The 15951-nt window shown below is 70.5% G+C and carries 16 protein-coding genes; 8 read left to right on the plus strand and 8 right to left on the minus strand.

Annotated elements, in window-relative coordinates; translation table 11 throughout:
• Positions 1–2: 2 nt before the first annotated feature.
• Together JWR33_RS11250 and JWR33_RS11255 are read left to right on the plus strand one after the other, a co-directional pair.
• Positions 3–1100 carry a Zn-dependent alcohol dehydrogenase gene (locus tag JWR33_RS11250; RefSeq protein WP_297412008.1) on the plus strand — a complete coding sequence of 366 codons (1098 nt, stop codon included), beginning with the start codon at positions 3–5 and terminating at the stop codon, positions 1098–1100.
• A gap of 86 nt (positions 1101–1186) precedes the next feature.
• Positions 1187–2557, plus strand: coding sequence for an NAD-dependent succinate-semialdehyde dehydrogenase (locus JWR33_RS11255; RefSeq protein ID WP_297412009.1), 1371 nt, complete (start codon positions 1187–1189; stop codon positions 2555–2557).
• Between the two features lie 111 nt (positions 2558–2668).
• Here JWR33_RS11255 and tatC read toward each other — a convergent pair whose 3' ends face one another.
• From tatC to JWR33_RS11275, 4 genes are all read right to left on the minus strand, one after another.
• Positions 2669–3433 (minus strand): twin-arginine translocase subunit TatC, encoded by a 765-nt coding sequence (tatC, locus tag JWR33_RS11260; protein WP_297412010.1) that lies wholly within the window; start codon positions 3431–3433, stop codon positions 2669–2671.
• Between the two features lie 44 nt (positions 3434–3477).
• The gene (gene tatA, locus JWR33_RS11265) at positions 3478–3693 is read right to left on the minus strand and encodes a twin-arginine translocase TatA/TatE family subunit (RefSeq protein ID WP_297412011.1); all 216 of its coding nucleotides are present in this window, start codon (positions 3691–3693) and stop codon (positions 3478–3480) included.
• 5 nt (positions 3694–3698) lie between these two features.
• On the minus strand, positions 3699–4088 hold the full coding sequence (locus tag JWR33_RS11270) for a twin-arginine translocase TatA/TatE family subunit (protein WP_297412012.1): 390 nt from the start codon (positions 4086–4088) through the stop codon (positions 3699–3701).
• 96 nt (positions 4089–4184) lie between these two features.
• Positions 4185–5129: a ferritin-like domain-containing protein gene (locus JWR33_RS11275; protein WP_297412013.1), complete on the minus strand. Its 945-nt coding sequence runs from the start codon at positions 5127–5129 to the stop codon at positions 4185–4187.
• A 419-nt stretch (positions 5130–5548) separates the two neighbouring features.
• On the opposite strand from JWR33_RS11275, the gene JWR33_RS11280 reads away from it, so the two are divergent.
• From JWR33_RS11280 to JWR33_RS11290, 3 genes are all read left to right on the plus strand, one after another.
• Positions 5549–6451: a DMT family transporter gene (locus JWR33_RS11280; protein WP_297412014.1), complete on the plus strand. Its 903-nt coding sequence runs from the start codon at positions 5549–5551 to the stop codon at positions 6449–6451.
• Positions 6452–6510: 59 nt separating this feature from the next.
• Entirely contained in the window at positions 6511–6864 is a 354-nt protein-coding gene (locus tag JWR33_RS11285; protein ID WP_297412015.1) for a hypothetical protein, read from the plus strand.
• A gap of 93 nt (positions 6865–6957) precedes the next feature.
• Positions 6958–8955, plus strand: coding sequence for a DUF6541 family protein (locus JWR33_RS11290; protein WP_297412016.1), 1998 nt, complete (start codon positions 6958–6960; stop codon positions 8953–8955).
• Between the two features lie 64 nt (positions 8956–9019).
• Here JWR33_RS11290 and galK read toward each other — a convergent pair whose 3' ends face one another.
• Together galK and galT are read right to left on the minus strand one after the other, a co-directional pair.
• Positions 9020–10192, minus strand: a complete 1173-nt coding sequence (galK, locus tag JWR33_RS11295) for a galactokinase (RefSeq protein WP_297412017.1) — start codon at positions 10190–10192, stop codon at positions 9020–9022.
• On the minus strand, positions 10189–11313 hold the full coding sequence (galT, locus tag JWR33_RS11300) for a galactose-1-phosphate uridylyltransferase (protein WP_297412018.1): 1125 nt from the start codon (positions 11311–11313) through the stop codon (positions 10189–10191). Before galT ends, galK begins: the two co-directional genes overlap by 4 nt.
• Positions 11314–11502: 189 nt before the next feature.
• Between galT and JWR33_RS11305 the strand changes: the two genes are divergently transcribed.
• Entirely contained in the window at positions 11503–12411 is a 909-nt protein-coding gene (locus JWR33_RS11305; RefSeq protein ID WP_297412019.1) for an ABC transporter ATP-binding protein, read from the plus strand.
• Positions 12408–13247: an ABC transporter permease gene (locus JWR33_RS11310; RefSeq protein ID WP_297412020.1), complete on the plus strand. Its 840-nt coding sequence runs from the start codon at positions 12408–12410 to the stop codon at positions 13245–13247. Before JWR33_RS11305 ends, JWR33_RS11310 begins: the two co-directional genes overlap by 4 nt.
• Here JWR33_RS11310 and JWR33_RS11315 read toward each other — a convergent pair.
• Together JWR33_RS11315 and JWR33_RS11320 are read right to left on the minus strand one after the other, a co-directional pair.
• Complete coding sequence (locus JWR33_RS11315) at positions 13222–14163, minus strand: SDR family NAD(P)-dependent oxidoreductase (RefSeq protein WP_297412021.1); 942 nt, start codon at positions 14161–14163, stop codon at positions 13222–13224. The genes JWR33_RS11310 and JWR33_RS11315 overlap by 26 nt on opposite strands.
• Before the next feature lie 44 nt (positions 14164–14207).
• Entirely contained in the window at positions 14208–14714 is a 507-nt protein-coding gene (locus JWR33_RS11320) for a DUF2231 domain-containing protein (RefSeq protein WP_297412022.1), read from the minus strand.
• Positions 14715–14931: 217 nt separating this feature from the next.
• Here JWR33_RS11320 and JWR33_RS11325 point away from each other — a divergent pair, with 217 nt between their 5' ends.
• A complete protein-coding gene (locus JWR33_RS11325; protein ID WP_297412023.1) occupies positions 14932–15924 on the plus strand; it encodes a nitrilase family protein in 993 nt (330 codons plus the stop codon).
• Positions 15925–15951 lie beyond the last annotated feature (27 nt).

The raw sequence follows: 15951 nt of genomic DNA on the forward strand, positions 1-15951 counted from the left end.
ACGTGCGAGCGATCGTCTTCACCAGCAGGGACCGTCCGGTCGAGGAGCTCGACGTGGACCTGGCGTCGCCGGGACCCGAGGAGGTTCGGGTCCGGATCGCGGCAGCCGGAGTCTGCCATTCCGACCTGCACGTCCGGAACGGGGACTGGGATCTGCCTCTGCCGCTCGTGATGGGCCACGAGGGCAGCGGCGTCATCACCGAGGTCGGCAGCGACGTGCGCGGGCTGGAGATCGGGGACCACGTCGTGCTCAGCTGGGTCGCGCCCTGCGGCCGATGCCGAGCCTGCCTCCGTGGGCAGGAGGCCCGGTGCGAGGTCGCCGCGACCGTGGTGGCGCTCACCGGCAGCCTCAACGACGGCACCTCCCGGTTGAGCATCGGCGGCCAGAGGATCAACCACTACCTCGGCACATCCACCTTCGCCGAGGAAGCGGTCGTGCCGGCAGCGGGCGCCATCAAGGTGCGCCGGGATGCGCCGCTGGACGTGCTCTCGCTGGTGGGCTGCGCCGTGGCGACGGGCGTCGGGGCCGTACGGAACACGGCGCGAGTTCCTCCCGGCTCCCGGGTGGCCGTCATCGGCTGCGGGGGCGTCGGACTGTCCGCCATTCAGGGGGCGCGGATGGCCGGCGCCGACCGGATCGTGGCCGTGGACGTGCGACCGGAGAAGACCGCACTCGCGCTCCGTCTCGGTGCCACCGACGTGCTGGACGCGAGCGCGGGCAACGCGTCGGCGCTGCTGCGGGAGCTTCTCCCTGACGGCGTCGACTTCGCCTTCGATGCGATCGGCAAGGCCCAGACCACCCGGCAGGTCATCGAGATGCTCGACATCGGGGGTGCGGCGGTGATCGTCGGAATCCCTCCCGCCGGAACCGAGGTGGCCTTTCAGCCGCAGACCCTGGTGGACCTCGACCAGCGGATTCTCGGCTCCAACTACGGTGGCATCCGGCCCGCGCGGGACATCCCCTGGCTCGTCGACCAGTACATGGAGGGGAACCTCTTCATCGACGAGCTGGTCAGCGCGCGACGGCCGCTCAGGGAAGCGGAGGCGAGCCTCACGGAACTCGCGTCCGGCACCGCTCTGCGGCAGCTGCTCATTCCCTGACGTCCGGGGGAACACGAAGGCCCGCACGACAACTACCGTGAATCCTGCAGAGCCGTAACTCTGCCCAGCTTCAGCAAGGAGAATCCATGACCCAGTACGCAGTCGTCGATCCGGCCAGCGGCGAGACCGTCCGCAACTATGACAGCATCGGCGATGACGCCCTCGACGAGGCCATCGCTGCCGCGAGCGAGGCACACGAGACGTGGTCGCGGTCGACCACGGCGGATGAGCGCGCCGAGATCATCCGGCGGGTGGCGGACCTGCACACCGAGCGCCGCGACGAGCTCGCCGCGATCATCGTCCGCGAGATGGGCAAGCCGCTCGAGCAGGCCCTCGGCGAGGTCGACTTCGCCGCGGACATCTACCGCTACTACGCCGACAACGCGACCGGCTTTCTCAAGGACGAGAAGATCGAGCTGCAGGATGCCGCAGGGGACGCGTTCATCCGCCGCTCGTCGCTCGGCGTGCTGCTCGGCATCATGCCGTGGAACTTCCCCTACTACCAGGTGGCCCGCTTCGCCGGCCCCAACATCATCATCGGCAACACGATCCTGCTCAAGCACGCCGAGCAGTGCCCCGAGTCGTCGCTCGCGATCGAGGCGATCTTCCGTGACGCCGGCGCTCCTCGCGGCGCGTACACGAACGTCTTCGCCACTCACGATCAGGTGGCGAAGATCATCGCGCATCCTCGCGTGCAGGGGATCTCGCTCACCGGTTCCGAACGGGCCGGGGCGGCGGTAGCCGAGCTGGCGGGACGGCACCTCAAGAAGGTGGTGCTCGAACTGGGCGGTTCCGACCCGTTCATCCTCTTCTCCACCGACGACCTGGATGCCACGGTCGAGTCGGCGGTCAACGCGAGACTCGACAACAACGGACAGTCCTGCAACGCGGCCAAGCGGTTCATCGTGGCGGACGAGCTCTACGACGCGTTCGTGGAGAAGTTCACCGCCGCGATCACCGCGGTGCAGCCCGCCGATCCCAACGCGCCCGGCACCGTGCTCGGACCCCTGTCATCCAAGGCAGCGGCCGAGCGGCTCCAGGAGCAGCTCGATCGAGCCGTGGCGCAGGGGGCCACCGTGCTCGCCCGGGGCGAGCGGAAGGACACCTACTTCCCGCCCGCCGTGCTGGCCGACGTCACGAGCGACATGGACGCGTATCGGGAGGAGTTCTTCGGCCCGGTCGCGCAGGTGTACCGGGTCGCCGACGAGAGCGAGGCGATCCGCATCGCGAACGACACCCAGTACGGACTCGGTTCCTACGTGTTCACGACCGACCCCGACCAGGCCATGCGTGTGGCGGACCGGATCGACGCGGGCATGGTCTGGATCAACCTGGTGCTGGGCGACTCGCCCGAGCTGCCCTTCGGCGGCGTCAAGTCGTCGGGCTCCGGACGCGAGCTCGGCCGCTACGGTGCCGACGAGTTCGTCAACAAGAAGCTCATCCGCGTCGCCGGCTGACCGCTCCCGCACTTTCGCTCAGCAGGCAGAATTCGCTCCGCCCCGGCTTTTGGGGGCCGTCCTGCCTGCTGGGCGAAATTCTGCCTGCTCAGGGATAGGCCGGGGGAGGGACTAGCGGCGGAGAGCCGCCGTCGCCTGCTGCTCCAGCTGAGCTGCCCTGCGCTCCACCTGCCGGTCGTGCAGGATCGAGACCCCCGCGGCCGCCAGGTAGAGCACGGCCATCGGCACCGCGAGCAGGAACATCGACATCACGTCGGCGGCCGGCGTCGCGATCGCCGAGAAGATCAGGATGGCGAGCAGGGCGGTGCGCCACGCCGTGAGGATCGTCCGGCCGCTCAGGACTCCCAGGAAGTCGAGCAGCACGAGGAACACGGGCAGCACGAACCCGACGCCCACCGCCAGCACCAGCTTCAGCAGGAATGTGAAGTAGTCGTTCGCCTGGATGAGCGACGACGACTCCGCCGGCGCGAACCCGGCGAGGATTGACACGATGTGCGGCAGCACGAACCAGCCGGCCGCGCAGCCGGCCAGGAAGATCGGCACCGCGGAGAGGAAGAAGCCGAAGGTGTAGCGCTTCTCGGTGCGGGAGAGCGCCGGCACGAAGAAGGCGAAGATCTGGTAGAGCCAGATCGGGCTCGAGACGATGATGCCCAGGGTGAACGCGATCTGGAGCTTCAGGTCGAACGCGCCGCCGAGACGGTCGAAGTTGATGCTGGCGAGCCGCCCCTGGGTCAGGGCCAGCTCGGCGAGCGGGGAGCGCATCGCCTCGAAGACGTAGTCGGCCAGGAACCACCCCGCCACGGCTCCGGCCAGAACGGCCAGGGCCGAGCGGTAGAGCCGGTTGCGGAGCTCGATCAGGTGCCGCCCGAGCGACATCCGCCGGTCCCTCGAGCGGCGCAGAGACGCTGCCGCCGTCACCGTCAGACCTTCGGGGGAGTGCGCGGCACGACGACCTCGGCGTCGACCATGTCGGCGGGCGCGGCGTCGTCGTCCTTGGCAGTCGTCATCTCGCTCTTGAAGATGCGGGTGGACTGCCCGACGCTGCGGGCGAGCGCGGGAAGCTTGGCCGCGCCGAAGAGCAGAAGCACGATGGCGAGGATGACGAGGAGGTGCCATCCTCCGAGATTTCCGAGCATGGGGATCAATTCCTTTCAGGCGAGCTGGACGGCTCCTCTGCAGCGGAATGCTGCTGAGAGAGCCCTGCCGGGAATTCCGCCGGCATCGGTGCAGAAGAGCGTTTCGAGGGGGAGATAGGCGGGCGTGAACCGGCCGACGGAAGTTCGTCGAGAAGGGCGTCTCGGATTATCCGGCGCGGGTCGTAGTGACGCGGGTCGAGTTTGACCCAGTCGACCTCGTCGAATTCGGGACCCATCTCCTGCCGCATCCGGTCCTTCGCCCCGTCCGCGAGGTCGCGCGCGCTCCGCACGAACCGGGCGAGCTGGGAGGCGAATTCCGGCAGCCGCTGCGGTCCGATCAGGAAGACCGCGATCACCGCGATGAGCACGATCTTGTCGAGAGTGAGGCCGAACATGGCTTCCTTCCTCGGTCGGGTCTCCCGCCGCGCAGTCGCCGAACTTCGGGTGATCGGCGTCCGCGCGGCGGGAGGTTCTCGGGTCAGCGGAACGAACTAGTCGTTGTCGCCGCTCTCGCGGAAGGTGCCGTTGACGCCGGCGGGGAAGAATCCACCCTGGGTGACCTTCGCGGGGTTGAGGTAGACGATGTTCAGGACCTGCGCCGTGCTGCGGGAGTCCACAATGCTGGCGCTGTTGTGGGTCGGAACCAGGAAAGCCGTGCCACCGTTCCTGGTGAGGGCATGATCGAGATCGCTCGGTCCGTCCAGGCTGTCGCGCGCCGCGGTGATTTTGTTCGCGGAGCTCGCAAGACCCTTCTCCAAGATCTCGGTGCGGATGATCCCGGCGTGGTACGCCTCGACCGCCAGGATGCCGGCTGCGGCCTCCAAGTAGGTCTTGTTCGAGATCAGCGGAGCAGCGCCCTTGTAGGCGGTCACTCCGACGTCCTCGAACACGAAGGCACCGAGCAGGAAGTTCTCCTCGCTGGCGTACGGGTCGAACGTCTGGCCCTTGGTGATGAGGCCGGCGGCCATCGCGGCAGCGGTGAAGCTCTCCTTGATGTTGATGGCCGGCTCCGACACTGCCGCGCTGCCCAAGGCCGTACGGAGGAAGCTCACGTGATTCTTCTCGTCCTGCGCGATCTGAGTGGCGATCTCCTTCAGCCGATCGGTCTTGAACGGCACGGCGTGTCCGCCGGTCACGGGTCCCTGCTTGCCCTTGCCGGTGCGCAGGGAGGCCGGGAGGCCGTGGCCGTACACGGCCTGGGAGTAGAACTCCGCCTCGAGGTATTCGAGGTTGAGGGCGAAGTTCAGGACCGCGCCGTCCGTGACCGCGCCCGACGCGGCCGCCATGGCAACGTCGCGGGATGCTCCGCCGGTGGTCAGCGCGGAGACGCCCACCCCGACTCCGGCGATGCCGGCCGCAGTGAGGAACCGACGACGGTCCCACTCACTCTCCGCGCTCCGGTCGATCGCATTCTTGATGAACCTCTTGTCAAACATCGTGCTCCTTGGGTGAAAGGCAGGTCGATATCGGCGGGTCCCCCCAATGCGGCGCTTCAACTATCCGCACTCGTCGCGCAGCCGGTGGCCGCGCTCCGCTGACTGTATGGGTCGATTCCGGCGGAAAAACCGCGCATTCAGCGGTTACTCAGCGGCAGAGAAGAGTGCAAAGAAAACCATGGAGAATCGCCGCAATCCGACCATCCGGAGGCCTCCGAACTGACTACTGGGACGCATTCCCGAATTCGCTGTTCGAGGCTGGAATGGGCACTGGCGCCTCCGCTGCGGTGATGACGCAATCGGTCGACGCGGCCCGCGCTGGCACGCTCCCGGACCGACGGGCGCAAGCCTGATAGAACGGTGGGACGTCGGCGTACGGCTCGCCGACCCAGGAGCACGACGGGGGAGGGCGGGCCACCGTGTCACTCGACACCATCGCCATCCTCGGCGTGCTGACGGCCCTCTCGGGGACCGTGCTGCTCGCGGTCGGCGCACAGCTGCAGCATCGCGGCGTCGAATCCACGAGCCACTCGGACGGGCCGGGCGGCGGACTGAAGCTGCGGCAGCTGGCGATCCTCGTGCGCAACCGGCTCTGGCTCCTCGGCATCCTGCTCACCGGCGCGGCCATGGTCCTGAACCTGATCAGCCTCCGGCTCGCGCCGCTCATCGTGGTGCAGCCGCTCGGGGTCGTCGCTCTGGTGATCACGGCCCTGCTCAACGCGAGGGCGCACTCCTATCGGCTGTCCTGGGCGTCCATCTCCGCCATCGCGGTGTGCGTGGCGGGCATCGGCACCTTCGTGACGGTCGGAGCCCTCACAGCGCGGAACTCGGTCGTGTCGGATGCCGACCTGGGCGTGATCCTCACCGTCCTGTCGGTCGCGGTGGTCCTCATCCTGGTCGCGGTGGTCACCCTGCGGCGGCGCTTCCCGGCGATGATCAACGTCCTGTCCGCGGGGCTGCTCTCCGGGTTCGTCGTCACGCTCGCCAAGACGGTCGTCACCCGGGTGTCGGTGGGCGAGATCGGCTGGCTCACCTTCGTGGGAGCGGTCGCCCTGGTGGCCGCAGCCACCGCGAGCGCCTACTTCGTGCAGAGCGCCTACGCGTCGGGGCCGGTCGACCTCATCGTGGCCGGCCTCACCATCCTCGACCCGCTGGTCGCGGTGACCCTGGGGGTGCTCGTGCTGGGGGAGGCGGCGCGGACGCCGCTCTGGGCGGTGCTGGCATACGGAGTCAGCGGAGCGGCGGCCATCCTGGGAGTGTTCCTGCTGGCTCGCAACCACCCGCAGGCTGCCGAATACGAGGAGGAAGCCCGCCTCCCCTGAGAGCGCCCGTCGTGTCAACCGGGTGGGCTTGTGCCGCCCGCCCGGGTCAAGATGTTCGGGTGAGGCGCATCTCCTATTCTGACGAGCACTTCGTCACCACCAACGGCATCTCCGAGAAGCTGCTCGAGTACGCCAAGCTGATGGGCCGGCGGGACACCGACGATGTCGTGCAGATCCCCGCGTTCGACGATTCCGGTGCGGTCTGGTCGGTCGAGGTGCTGATCGGACCAGCCAGCCAGATCACCGCGGTGCAGACGAAGGGCGACGAGCTGGACTTCGACGATTCGGAAGTCGTGGCCGAGCTGGAGAAGCGGATCGCGGCACTGGGACCGAGCCTGCCGATGCCGGCCAGGGCCGCCGAGGACGGCGAGGCGATCACCTCGGACTTCGATCCCGACTTCAGCGACGTCTGACCCTGGGCGGCCCGCGATCCGGGTGGGAGGCGCGGGAGCCGAGGGCGGTACCGACGCTCAACTATCGTTGACCCTCGAGCCGGAGGGGGTCGCGTGGAGGCTGTGCCGCTGATCGGCGTCGTCCTCGCCGCCCTCGTGGTCGTGCTGATTCCGGGCCTCGCCGTCGGCGCCGCCCTCGGTCTGCGCGGCCTTCCCCTCGCCGCCCTCGCGGGCCCGGTGACGTGTGCCGTGCTGGGCCTGGGGGCCGTGCTCCTGGAGATCCTCGGGATCCCCTTCGCCGCCTGGTCGATCGCGCTGGGCGTGCTGCTGACGGCCGCCCTCGCCCTCGGGATCGGCGTGCTCCTCCGGCGGCTGCCGAGCCGATCGCCGGAGGAGCCCCGGCTGCGCTGGCTGCTGCCGGCCTGGGCGGCCGCTGCCGTGGTGATCCTCCTCGTGGTCGCATCAGCGCTTCCCGCGCCTGATGCGATCAGCCAGACCTACGACGCGGTCTTCCACCTGAACGCGGCCGCGTCGATCCTCGACACCGGCCATGCCTCCTCGTTCACGCTGTACCGGCTCAACAATCCCGGCGACGACATCGAGTTCTATCCGGCGGTCTGGCACGCGCTTGTGGCGCTGACGGCTCAGGTGTCGGGGGCGAGCAGCGCGCTGGCGACCAATGCGACCTGGCTCGCGGTCGCCATCGGTGTGTGGGTTCCTGCGGTCACCTGGCTCACCTCGACGGTCGCCCCCGCGCGCGCGCGGACGGCCGCGACCGTCGTCGCCCCGCTGCTGGCCTCGGGCTTCGCTGCGTTCCCCTACCTGCTGCTGGACTGGGGCACCCTGTACCCGACCGGCATCGCCTATGCGCTCATGCCGGTGGGTCTCGCCCTTGCAGTGCGGATTCTCCGGCTGACTCCGGACGGGGCCGATCGCGGAGTGGCGCGCGATCTCCTGCTGTTCGCGATCTGGCTGGGTGCGGAGGTGTTCGCCCACCCGCGGTCGATGGTGAGCTTCGCCGCGGTCGCGACGCCGCTCCTGGTCGCCTTCGTCCACCGCTGGCTCGCCGGCCGGGCCAGGCGGCCGGGCGGCCGCCGCTTCGTCACGCTCACCGTGGTCCTCGGCGGCGCGGCTCTGGTCGGGTTCGGCGTCCTCGCCGCGATCGCCGTCCTGCGCTACTTCCACGCCGACGAGCGTCCCATCTCGGACCGGCTCAACGGGGGTCCCGCCCGAGCGAACCAGTCGCTGCTCGGCGCCGTGGTGCAGGTACTCACCCAGACCCCGGTCGTCGTCCCGGGCGCCACGATGATCGTCCCCGCGGCCGGGCTCGCTCTCCTCACGATCGCCGGCATCGTGCTCGCGCTGCGCACCAGGGGGCTGCGCTGGCTGGTCGCGTCGTTCGCCGTCCTGGGCGTCCTGTACTGCCTGGCCGCGTCGTCCGACGCCGACCTGGTGAAGGTGCTCACCGGGCTCTGGTACAAGGACAAGTACCGGCTCTTCTCGGTCCTGCCTCTGCTCGCGGTGCCGCTGGCTGCCGTGGCGGCGAGCGCAGGACGCGACTGGATCGCGCGCCGCGTGGGACCGCGCGGCCCCGGGACAGCAGCGATCGTGGCGGGCGCGCTCGTCGTCGCGATCACCACGGTGCCGAGCCTGCTGGGGATGCAGGGCGCCATCGCGCGCACCTTCGCCCTCGAGGAGAGCGACAAGGGCGGCAGGCTCCTCGACGCCGCCGAGGTGCGACTGATCAAGCGACTCCCGGAGTTCGTGCCCCAGGGCGAGTCGGTGGTCGGCAACCCGTGGAACGGTTCGGCACTCACCTGGGCCATCGGTGGCCGGGAGTCGGTGTTCCCCCACCTGACCGGCAGCTGGGGGAAGGACCGCGCCCTCGTCGCCGAGCGGCTCGACGCGGTCTCGACCGACCCCGGCATCTGCGCGGCACTCGACCGGCTGCACGCCCACTACCTGTTCTCCTCGAAGGGCATCCAGGGCGGCGACGACAGGGCGGCCGAGTACTTCTCGGGCATCGACCGCGCCGTGGGCGCGCCCGGGTTCACCGAGGTGGCGCGGGACGGGGACAGCGTCCTCTACTTCATCGACGCCTGCGCTTCCTAGCCCCGACGGGCGGTCCGGTGAGGAACGCCCGAGGATCCACGGGGCCGCACCGGCAGGGCGGCGGTCAGGGCTCGCGCTTGGCGCCCTCCGAGGGACGCACCACGAAGGTGTCCGGGGTGTCGAAGCCGTGCTCCGCGAACGCGCCGTCCATGGCCACCTGGATGCGGGAGACGGCGTCCTCGGCCACCAGGGCGATGGCCGCGCCGCCGAAGCCGCCGCCGGTCATCCGGGCTCCCACGGCGCCGTTCTGCTGGGCCGTCTCGACCGCGAGGTCGAGTTCGGGGACCGAGATCTCGAAGTCGTCGCGCATGGACCGGTGGGAGGCGTCGAGCAGGTCTCCGATCGCCTGAGGGCCGGCGCTGCGCAGCGCCTGCACCGTGTCGAGCACCCTCTGGTTCTCGGTGACCACGTGCCGCACCCGGCGGAACGTGACGTCGTCGAGCATCGTGCGGGCCAGGTCGAGGTCTTCGACGCTGAGGTCGCGCAGGGAGGAGACTCCCATCGCGGCAGCCCCCGCCTCGCAGGAGGCGCGACGCTCGCGGTAGCCGCCGGTCGAGTGCTCGTGCTTCACGCCGGTGTCGATGACCAGGATGGTGAGCCCCGCCTCGGCCAGTCCCAGCGGCACGATGGCGGTCTCGAGCGAGCGGCAGTCGAGGAAGACGGCCGCGTCGGGCCTGCCCAGCAGGGATGCGGACTGGTCCATGATGCCGGTGGGGGCGCCCACCGCCTCGTTCTCGGCACGCTGACCGACCAGCGCCAGTGCCGGTCGGTCGAGCTCGAGGTTCCAGAGTTCGGCGAGGGCGACGCCCACCGAGCTCTCGATGGCCGCGGACGAGGACAGGCCGGCTCCGACCGGGACGTTGGAGTCGATCACGAGATCGACCCCGCGCACAGCGGAGAGGTCGGCGCCGGCTTCGCCGAGCGCCCAGGCGACGCCGAGCGGATACGCGGCCCACCCCTGCAGGTGTCCGTCGCGCTGCGCCTCGGCGAGGTCGGGAAGGGGCAGCTCCACCACGTCGTCGCTGAACGTGCTCGCCACCCGGATCAGGCTGTCGTCCCGCAGGCCTGCGGCCACGAGGGTGCGGCGGTCGATGGCGAAGGGGAGCACGAACCCCTCGTTGTAGTCGGTGTGCTCGCCGATGAGGTTCACCCGGCCGGGCGCCGACCAGACGCCATCGGCGTCCCGCCCGGTGATCGCGGAGAAGAGGGAGCGCAGCTCGTCGCGCATGTCGGTCATGACCGTTCGATCGCCTTCCGGATGTTGTGGGCCGCCGTCTCGGGAGGCACGTCGCCGATCCACGCGCCCATCGCGGCTTCCGATCCGGCCAGGTACTTCAGGCGGTCCACCGCCCGTCGGGGTGAGGTCAGCTGGAGGTTGAGGCGCACCGTCTCCCGACCGCGGTGCACCGGGGCCTGGTGCCATGCGGCGATGTAGGGGGTGGGGGAGTCGTAGAGCGCGTCGATTCCGCGCAGCAGCCGCAGGTAGAGGCTCGCGAGCTCGTCGCGCTCCTCGGCGCTGGTCGCCGCGAAGTCCGGCACGGGGCGGTGGGGCAGCAGATGCACCTCGATCGGCCAGCGCGCCGCGAAGGGGACGAACGCGGTCCAATGCTCGCCGGCGAGCACCACGCGGTCGCCCGCCCGCTCGCTGTCGAGGATTCGCTGGAACAGATCGGGGGAGGTGCGCTCGATCGAGTCCAGCAGCCGGGTGGTGCGCGGGGTGATGTAGGGGTAGGCGTAGATCTGGCCGTGCGGATGGTGCAGGGTCACCCCGATGGCCTCGCCGCGGTTCTCGAACGGGAACACCTGTTCGATTCCCGGCAGGGCGGACAGCGCCGCAGTCCGGTCGGCCCAGGCCTCGATGACCGTCCGCGCCCTGCTGACCGTCTGGGTCCCGAAGGAGCCCTCGGTGGCGGGGCTGAAGCACACCACCTCCGTCCGGCCGACCGACGTGCGGGTGCGGCCGAGCCCGAGCTCGGCGAGGTCCTCCAGTCCACGCGGCGGGTCGAGTGCGACGGGGTAGCCGAGGTCGTTCTGGGCGAGGGCGGGACCGAACGAGGGCGACTTGTTCTCGAAGACGGCGACGTCGTAGAGCGCGGGCACCTCCGACGGATTACCGGCGCTCTGCGGCGCGAGGGGGTCGAGGTGGGCCGGGGGCAGGAAGGCACGGTTCTGCCGCGCCGCCGCGATCGAGACCCAGTCGCCGGTCAGGACATCCAAGCGCATCGTGGCGGTGTCGGGCCGGGGGTCCAGCACGCGTGTGTCGACCGCCCGCTCGGGGCCGAGAGTGGTGTCCGCGTCGTCGAAGTAGAACAGCTCGCGGCCGTCGGCGAGAAGCGCGGTGCGCTTGACGATGGGCATTCAATCACCGTACCGGCCCCCACCCGCGAGGGCGATGCGGGCCTGCGGCTTTCGCCGGGCAGGCGCTCACCCGCTCTGCCGCTCGCCCGGCGGAGGGAGGGCAGTCCGCCGCGCGGCGGATGCGGCGGGAGGGCGGGTCGGCCAGAGTGGCCGTGTGCCCGGAGAATCCGGGCCGGAGGAGGAGCGGCCATGCCGACCGGCGTTCCCATCGAGTTCCGCGGAGTCAGCAAGCGCTTCGGCTCCGTCCAGGCGGTCACCGATCTGGACTTCACGGTGCAGCCAGGACGGGTCACCGGGTTCCTGGGCCCGAACGGCGCGGGCAAGACCACGTCCCTCCGCATGCTCCTCGGACTCGTCACTCCCACGTCGGGCACCGCGACGATCGGCGGCCGCGACTACCGGTCGCTGGAGCGCCCCGTCGCCGTGGTCGGCGCTGCCCTCGAGGCAGCGAGCTTCCACCCGGGACGGAGCGGTCGTGACTCCCTTCGGGTGCACGCCCTCGCCGGAGGAGTGGACGCGGCTCGCGTGCACACGGTGCTCGACACCGTGGGGCTCACGGACTACGCCGGACGACGGGTCGGCGGCTACTCGCTCGGCATGCGGCAGCGCCTCGGACTCGCCACCGCCCTGCTCGGCGATCCGGGCGTGCTCGTGCTCGACGAGCCCATCAACGGCCTCGATCCCGAGGGCATCAAGTGGATCCGCGGCTTCCTCCGATCGCTCGCAGGGGAGGGCCGCACCGTGCTGGTCTCCTCCCACCTGCTCAGCGAGGTGCACCAGACGGTGGACGAGGTCGTCATCATCGCGAAGGGCCGGCTCGTGCACAGCGGGCCGCTGTCGAGCCTCGAGACGATGACGGGCGGCGCCGTCGTGGTCGACTCGCCCGATCGCGCGGCCCTGCTGGTCGCGCTGCACGCAGGGGGCCTTGCGGGGAAGGCGAGCCGGGACGGCATCGTCGTTCCCGGAGCGGACCCCGCCGCGATCGGCCATCTCGCCTTCCGCGCCGGAGTGGAGCTGAGCGCGCTGTACCGCGAGAGCGGCGCATCCGACCTCGAGTCGTCCTTCCTGGCACTCGTCGGAGAGGAGGGCGCCCTGTGAGCCCCTTCGCCGCCGCGCTGCGGGCGGAGTTCACCAAGACCTTCACCACCCGCATCTGGTGGATCCTCCTGCTGGTGATGTTCGGCTACCTCGCGCTGCTCGCGGGGGGGATCTCGTTCGGGCTGGCCGGCCTGAACTCGGCCCGGCCAGAGCTCGCCCAGCAGGGCGGGGAGGGAAGCGTCGCAGGCCTGCCCCTCGCACTCGTGGCTCCGGTGGTCTACAGCCTGGCCACCGCGGTCGGCTACGTCTTCCCGGTGCTGCTCGGGTCGCTGGCGGTCACCAACGAATTCCGGCACAAGACGCTGACTCCCACCTTCCTCGCGACGCCGAAGCGGGGCGCCTCGCTCGCCGCGAAGTGGGGGACCATGCTCGTGCTGGGGGCGCTCTACGGGGTGGTCGCACTGATCGGCACGGTCGGGGTCGGAGCACTCGGGTTCGCGGTGTTCGGGCTCGATTCGCAGCTCGGCGACGGCGACATCCAGGCCCTCCTCGCCCGAGCAGTCCTCGCCATGGCGCTCTGGGCGGTCGTCGGCGTCGGGCTCGGCGTGCTGGTGCCCAGCCAGGTGGGCTCGATCGTGCTGATCCTCGCGTTCACCCAGTTCGTCGAACCGATCCTGCGCCTCGCGGGCGGATTCGCGGACTGGGCCGGCGAGGTCGCGAGGTTCCTCCCGGGCGCCGCGAGCGACTCCTTGGTGGGGGCGAGCATCTACAGCGTCATCAGCGGAAGCGGTGTCGCCGCGCTGGAGTGGTGGCAGGGCGGCCTCGTGCTCGCCGCCTACGCGATCGCTCTCGCGGCGCTCGGCTACGCCGTCAGCTGGCGGCGCGACGTGACCTGATGCGCCGCCTGACGGCGACGATCGCGGCCGCCAGGACGGCGAACGGCAGCAGTCGTGCTGCGGCGGGCCAACGCCAGGAGCCGGTGACCGCCTCGAGCTCAGGCTCCGGGCGGAGCACGTTGCCTGCGGAAGGCTCGATGGAGCCGCCGCGCAGCGCCAGGAGCTTCATCGCCGGGCGCACCATGTGGGAGTAGACGCCGGGCAGGAACTCGTGCAGCGGGATGAGGCTGCCCTGCAGCCGGCCCACCACGACCGCGCGCCGCGGCCGCTTCGCCACCCGCACGACTGCTCGCGCCACCCGGTGCGGTGACACCGATGGCGGCATCGGGTGCACCCGCTGTCCGGTGAAGTTGGCGGCCGCCTGGTAGATCGGCGTGTCGATGGTGGCCGGCAGGATGGAGGAGATCCGGATGCCCGAGCCGCGCAGCTCCTGCTCGAGCACCTCGGCGAACCCGATGAGACCGTGCTTGCTCGTGATGTACCCGGACGCATACGGCGACGTCACCCGGGAGTAGATCGAGGCGACGAAGATGAGGTTGCCGCCGCCCTGGGCTCGGAACACCGGCAGCACGGCTCGTGCGCTGCTGACCTGGCCGACGAGGTTCGTCTCGAGCTGCTGCCGGAACACCTCGGCCGGGGTGTCCTCGAAGCTGCCGTAGCTGAAGACCGACGCCGCTCCCACCCACACATCGATCCGGCCGAAGGCGGAGACCGCCTCGGCGACGAGCCGCTTCACCTGCTCCTCGTCGCTCACATCGGTGGGCACCACAACCGCCGTCGCTCCGCGCACCCGGCACTCGGCGGCGACCTCCTCGAGGGCCTCACGGCTTCGCGAGGCGAGGACCAGCGACGCGCCCCGGCGCGCGAAGGCCTGCGCGCTCGCCCGGCCGATCCCGCTCGAGGCCCCGACGATCACGACGACTCTGCGGCGATGGTCGCGCCGCGACTGCCCTGCCGCGGCTATGAGTAGGCCTTGCGCTGCGTGTCCTCATCGGCGACCCGCACGCCGTGCCGGTACGTGAGCTCCCCGCCGAGCGCTCCTGAGCCGCCCACGAGGACGAGTGCGATCCAGCTGCAGGCGACTCCGCCGACGCTGACCTCGTCAAAGCCCGACGAGAGCCGGATCAGGAAGCTCGCGATCATCAGCCCGGTTGCTGCCAGGTTGAGCGCCATGTGCGCCGTGGCGATCTTGCGGACCCTGGTGGCCGCAGTGAGGGTGCTGTAGTCGAGGAAGCCGAAGATCATGGCACCGAGGGCGCCGACCGTGCCGATGCCGACCAGCCAGATCGCCCCGCGGACGAACGGCTCGGGATCGCTGCCGAAGATCGCGACCAGGTCGAACACGAGGCTCGCGGTCCACGCACCGATGGGAAGGGTGATCATCGCGGCATGGACGGGGTGTCCGTACGGTCCGGCGAGAATCGAGCGCGGGCGCTTGGCCCGGCGGAGTGCGGACTCACTGTCCATGCTGCTGTTCCTCCTCGGGCGCAGATGCGCCCCTTGGCGCAACCCTAGGAGCGCCCGAGAAGCGCCGCACAGGGGTTGCCGCGGGCCGCGTGGGCGCCTAGAAGCGCCGCCTTTCGCCCGGCGGAGACCCGGCGGAGCAGAAGGTATCCTGACCCGATCGATCAGGGTCCGCACCCCAGCAGCCGGATCCGAGCAGCGCAGCGAAAGGGGCGGGTCCGTGACCACCGGAACCCTGCGAGCCGCCGTCGTCCAGTTCGAGCCGGTGCCGGACCATCCGGACGCCAACCTGGCGATCCTCCGCCGGCTCGCCACCGAGGCCGCGGGGCTCGGCGCCCAGTTCGTCGCCTTCCCCGAGATGTGCCTCCTCGGCTACTGGCACCTCCGCAGGCAGACGGGGGAACGTCTCCAGGAGCTCGCCGAGCATGCTGACGGCCCCCACGTGTCGGCCGTGGCCGAGCTGGCCGAGGAGCTGGGCGTGGGGATCGGCGCAGGCTTCCTGGAGGCCGACGCGGACGGCAGGCTCTTCAACTCATACGCCGTCTGCCTGCCGGGCGGCGCGCTGCACGTGCACCGCAAGCTGCACGCGTTCGAGCATGAGGCCATCTCCAGCGGCGAGGGGTTCACCGTCTTCGACACCCCGTGGGGCGTGCGGATGGCGATCCTCATCTGCTGGGACAACAACCTGGTGGAGAACGTCCGCGCGACTGCTCTCCTCGGGGCGACGGTGCTGGTGGCGCCGCATCAGACGGGCGGCACCGACTCGCGCAGCCCGCACGGCATGAAGCCCATCCCGATGGACCTGTGGGACCGGCGGGCCGCCGACCCGCTCGCCATCGAGCAGGCGTTCCGCGGGCAGAACGGCCGCGAATGGCTGCTGCGCTGGCTGCCGGCGCGCGCACACGACAACGGGCTCTTCGTGCTGTTCAGCAACGGTGTCGGGCGGGACGACGACGAGGTCCGCACCGGCAACTCGATGATCCTGGACCCGTACGGGCGCATCGTCGCCGAGACCTGGGCCGCCGGCGAGGCGGTGGTCGTCGCCGACCTGGATCTCGAGCTGCTGCCCCTCTCCACCGGGCGCCGCTGGATGCGCGGTCGCCGTCCGGAGCTCTACGACATCCTCACCGAGCGATCGGGGACCGAGCTCGACCCGCGTGCCGCGCGGTTCTCGGATGAACCGGTCGCCCTCCCGGAGTCGCCCCAGGCATAGGTCCGGTCAGCACTCCACCGGCGCAGG

Origin of the sequence: Naasia sp. (assembly GCF_025465545.1) — a bacterium.
Classification (GTDB): Bacteria; Actinomycetota; Actinomycetes; order Actinomycetales; family Microbacteriaceae; genus Naasia.

What these genes read in the sequence shown, in the direction of transcription:
- JWR33_RS11255 (WP_297412009.1), top strand. Translation starts at nt 1,187, where the DNA reads ATGACCCAGTACGCAGTCGTCGATCCGGCCAGCGGCGAGACCGTCCGC.
- tatC (WP_297412010.1), bottom strand. Translation starts at nt 3,433, where the DNA reads ATGTCGCTCGGGCGGCACCTGATCGAGCTCCGCAACCGGCTCTACCGC.
- tatA (WP_297412011.1), bottom strand. Translation starts at nt 3,693, where the DNA reads ATGCTCGGAAATCTCGGAGGATGGCACCTCCTCGTCATCCTCGCCATC.
- JWR33_RS11270 (WP_297412012.1), bottom strand. Translation starts at nt 4,088, where the DNA reads ATGTTCGGCCTCACTCTCGACAAGATCGTGCTCATCGCGGTGATCGCG.
- JWR33_RS11275 (WP_297412013.1), bottom strand. Translation starts at nt 5,129, where the DNA reads ATGTTTGACAAGAGGTTCATCAAGAATGCGATCGACCGGAGCGCGGAG.
- galK (WP_297412017.1), bottom strand. Translation starts at nt 10,192, where the DNA reads ATGACCGACATGCGCGACGAGCTGCGCTCCCTCTTCTCCGCGATCACC.
- galT (WP_297412018.1), bottom strand. Translation starts at nt 11,313, where the DNA reads ATGCCCATCGTCAAGCGCACCGCGCTTCTCGCCGACGGCCGCGAGCTG.
- JWR33_RS11305 (WP_297412019.1), top strand. Translation starts at nt 11,503, where the DNA reads ATGCCGACCGGCGTTCCCATCGAGTTCCGCGGAGTCAGCAAGCGCTTC.
- JWR33_RS11320 (WP_297412022.1), bottom strand. Translation starts at nt 14,714, where the DNA reads ATGGACAGTGAGTCCGCACTCCGCCGGGCCAAGCGCCCGCGCTCGATT.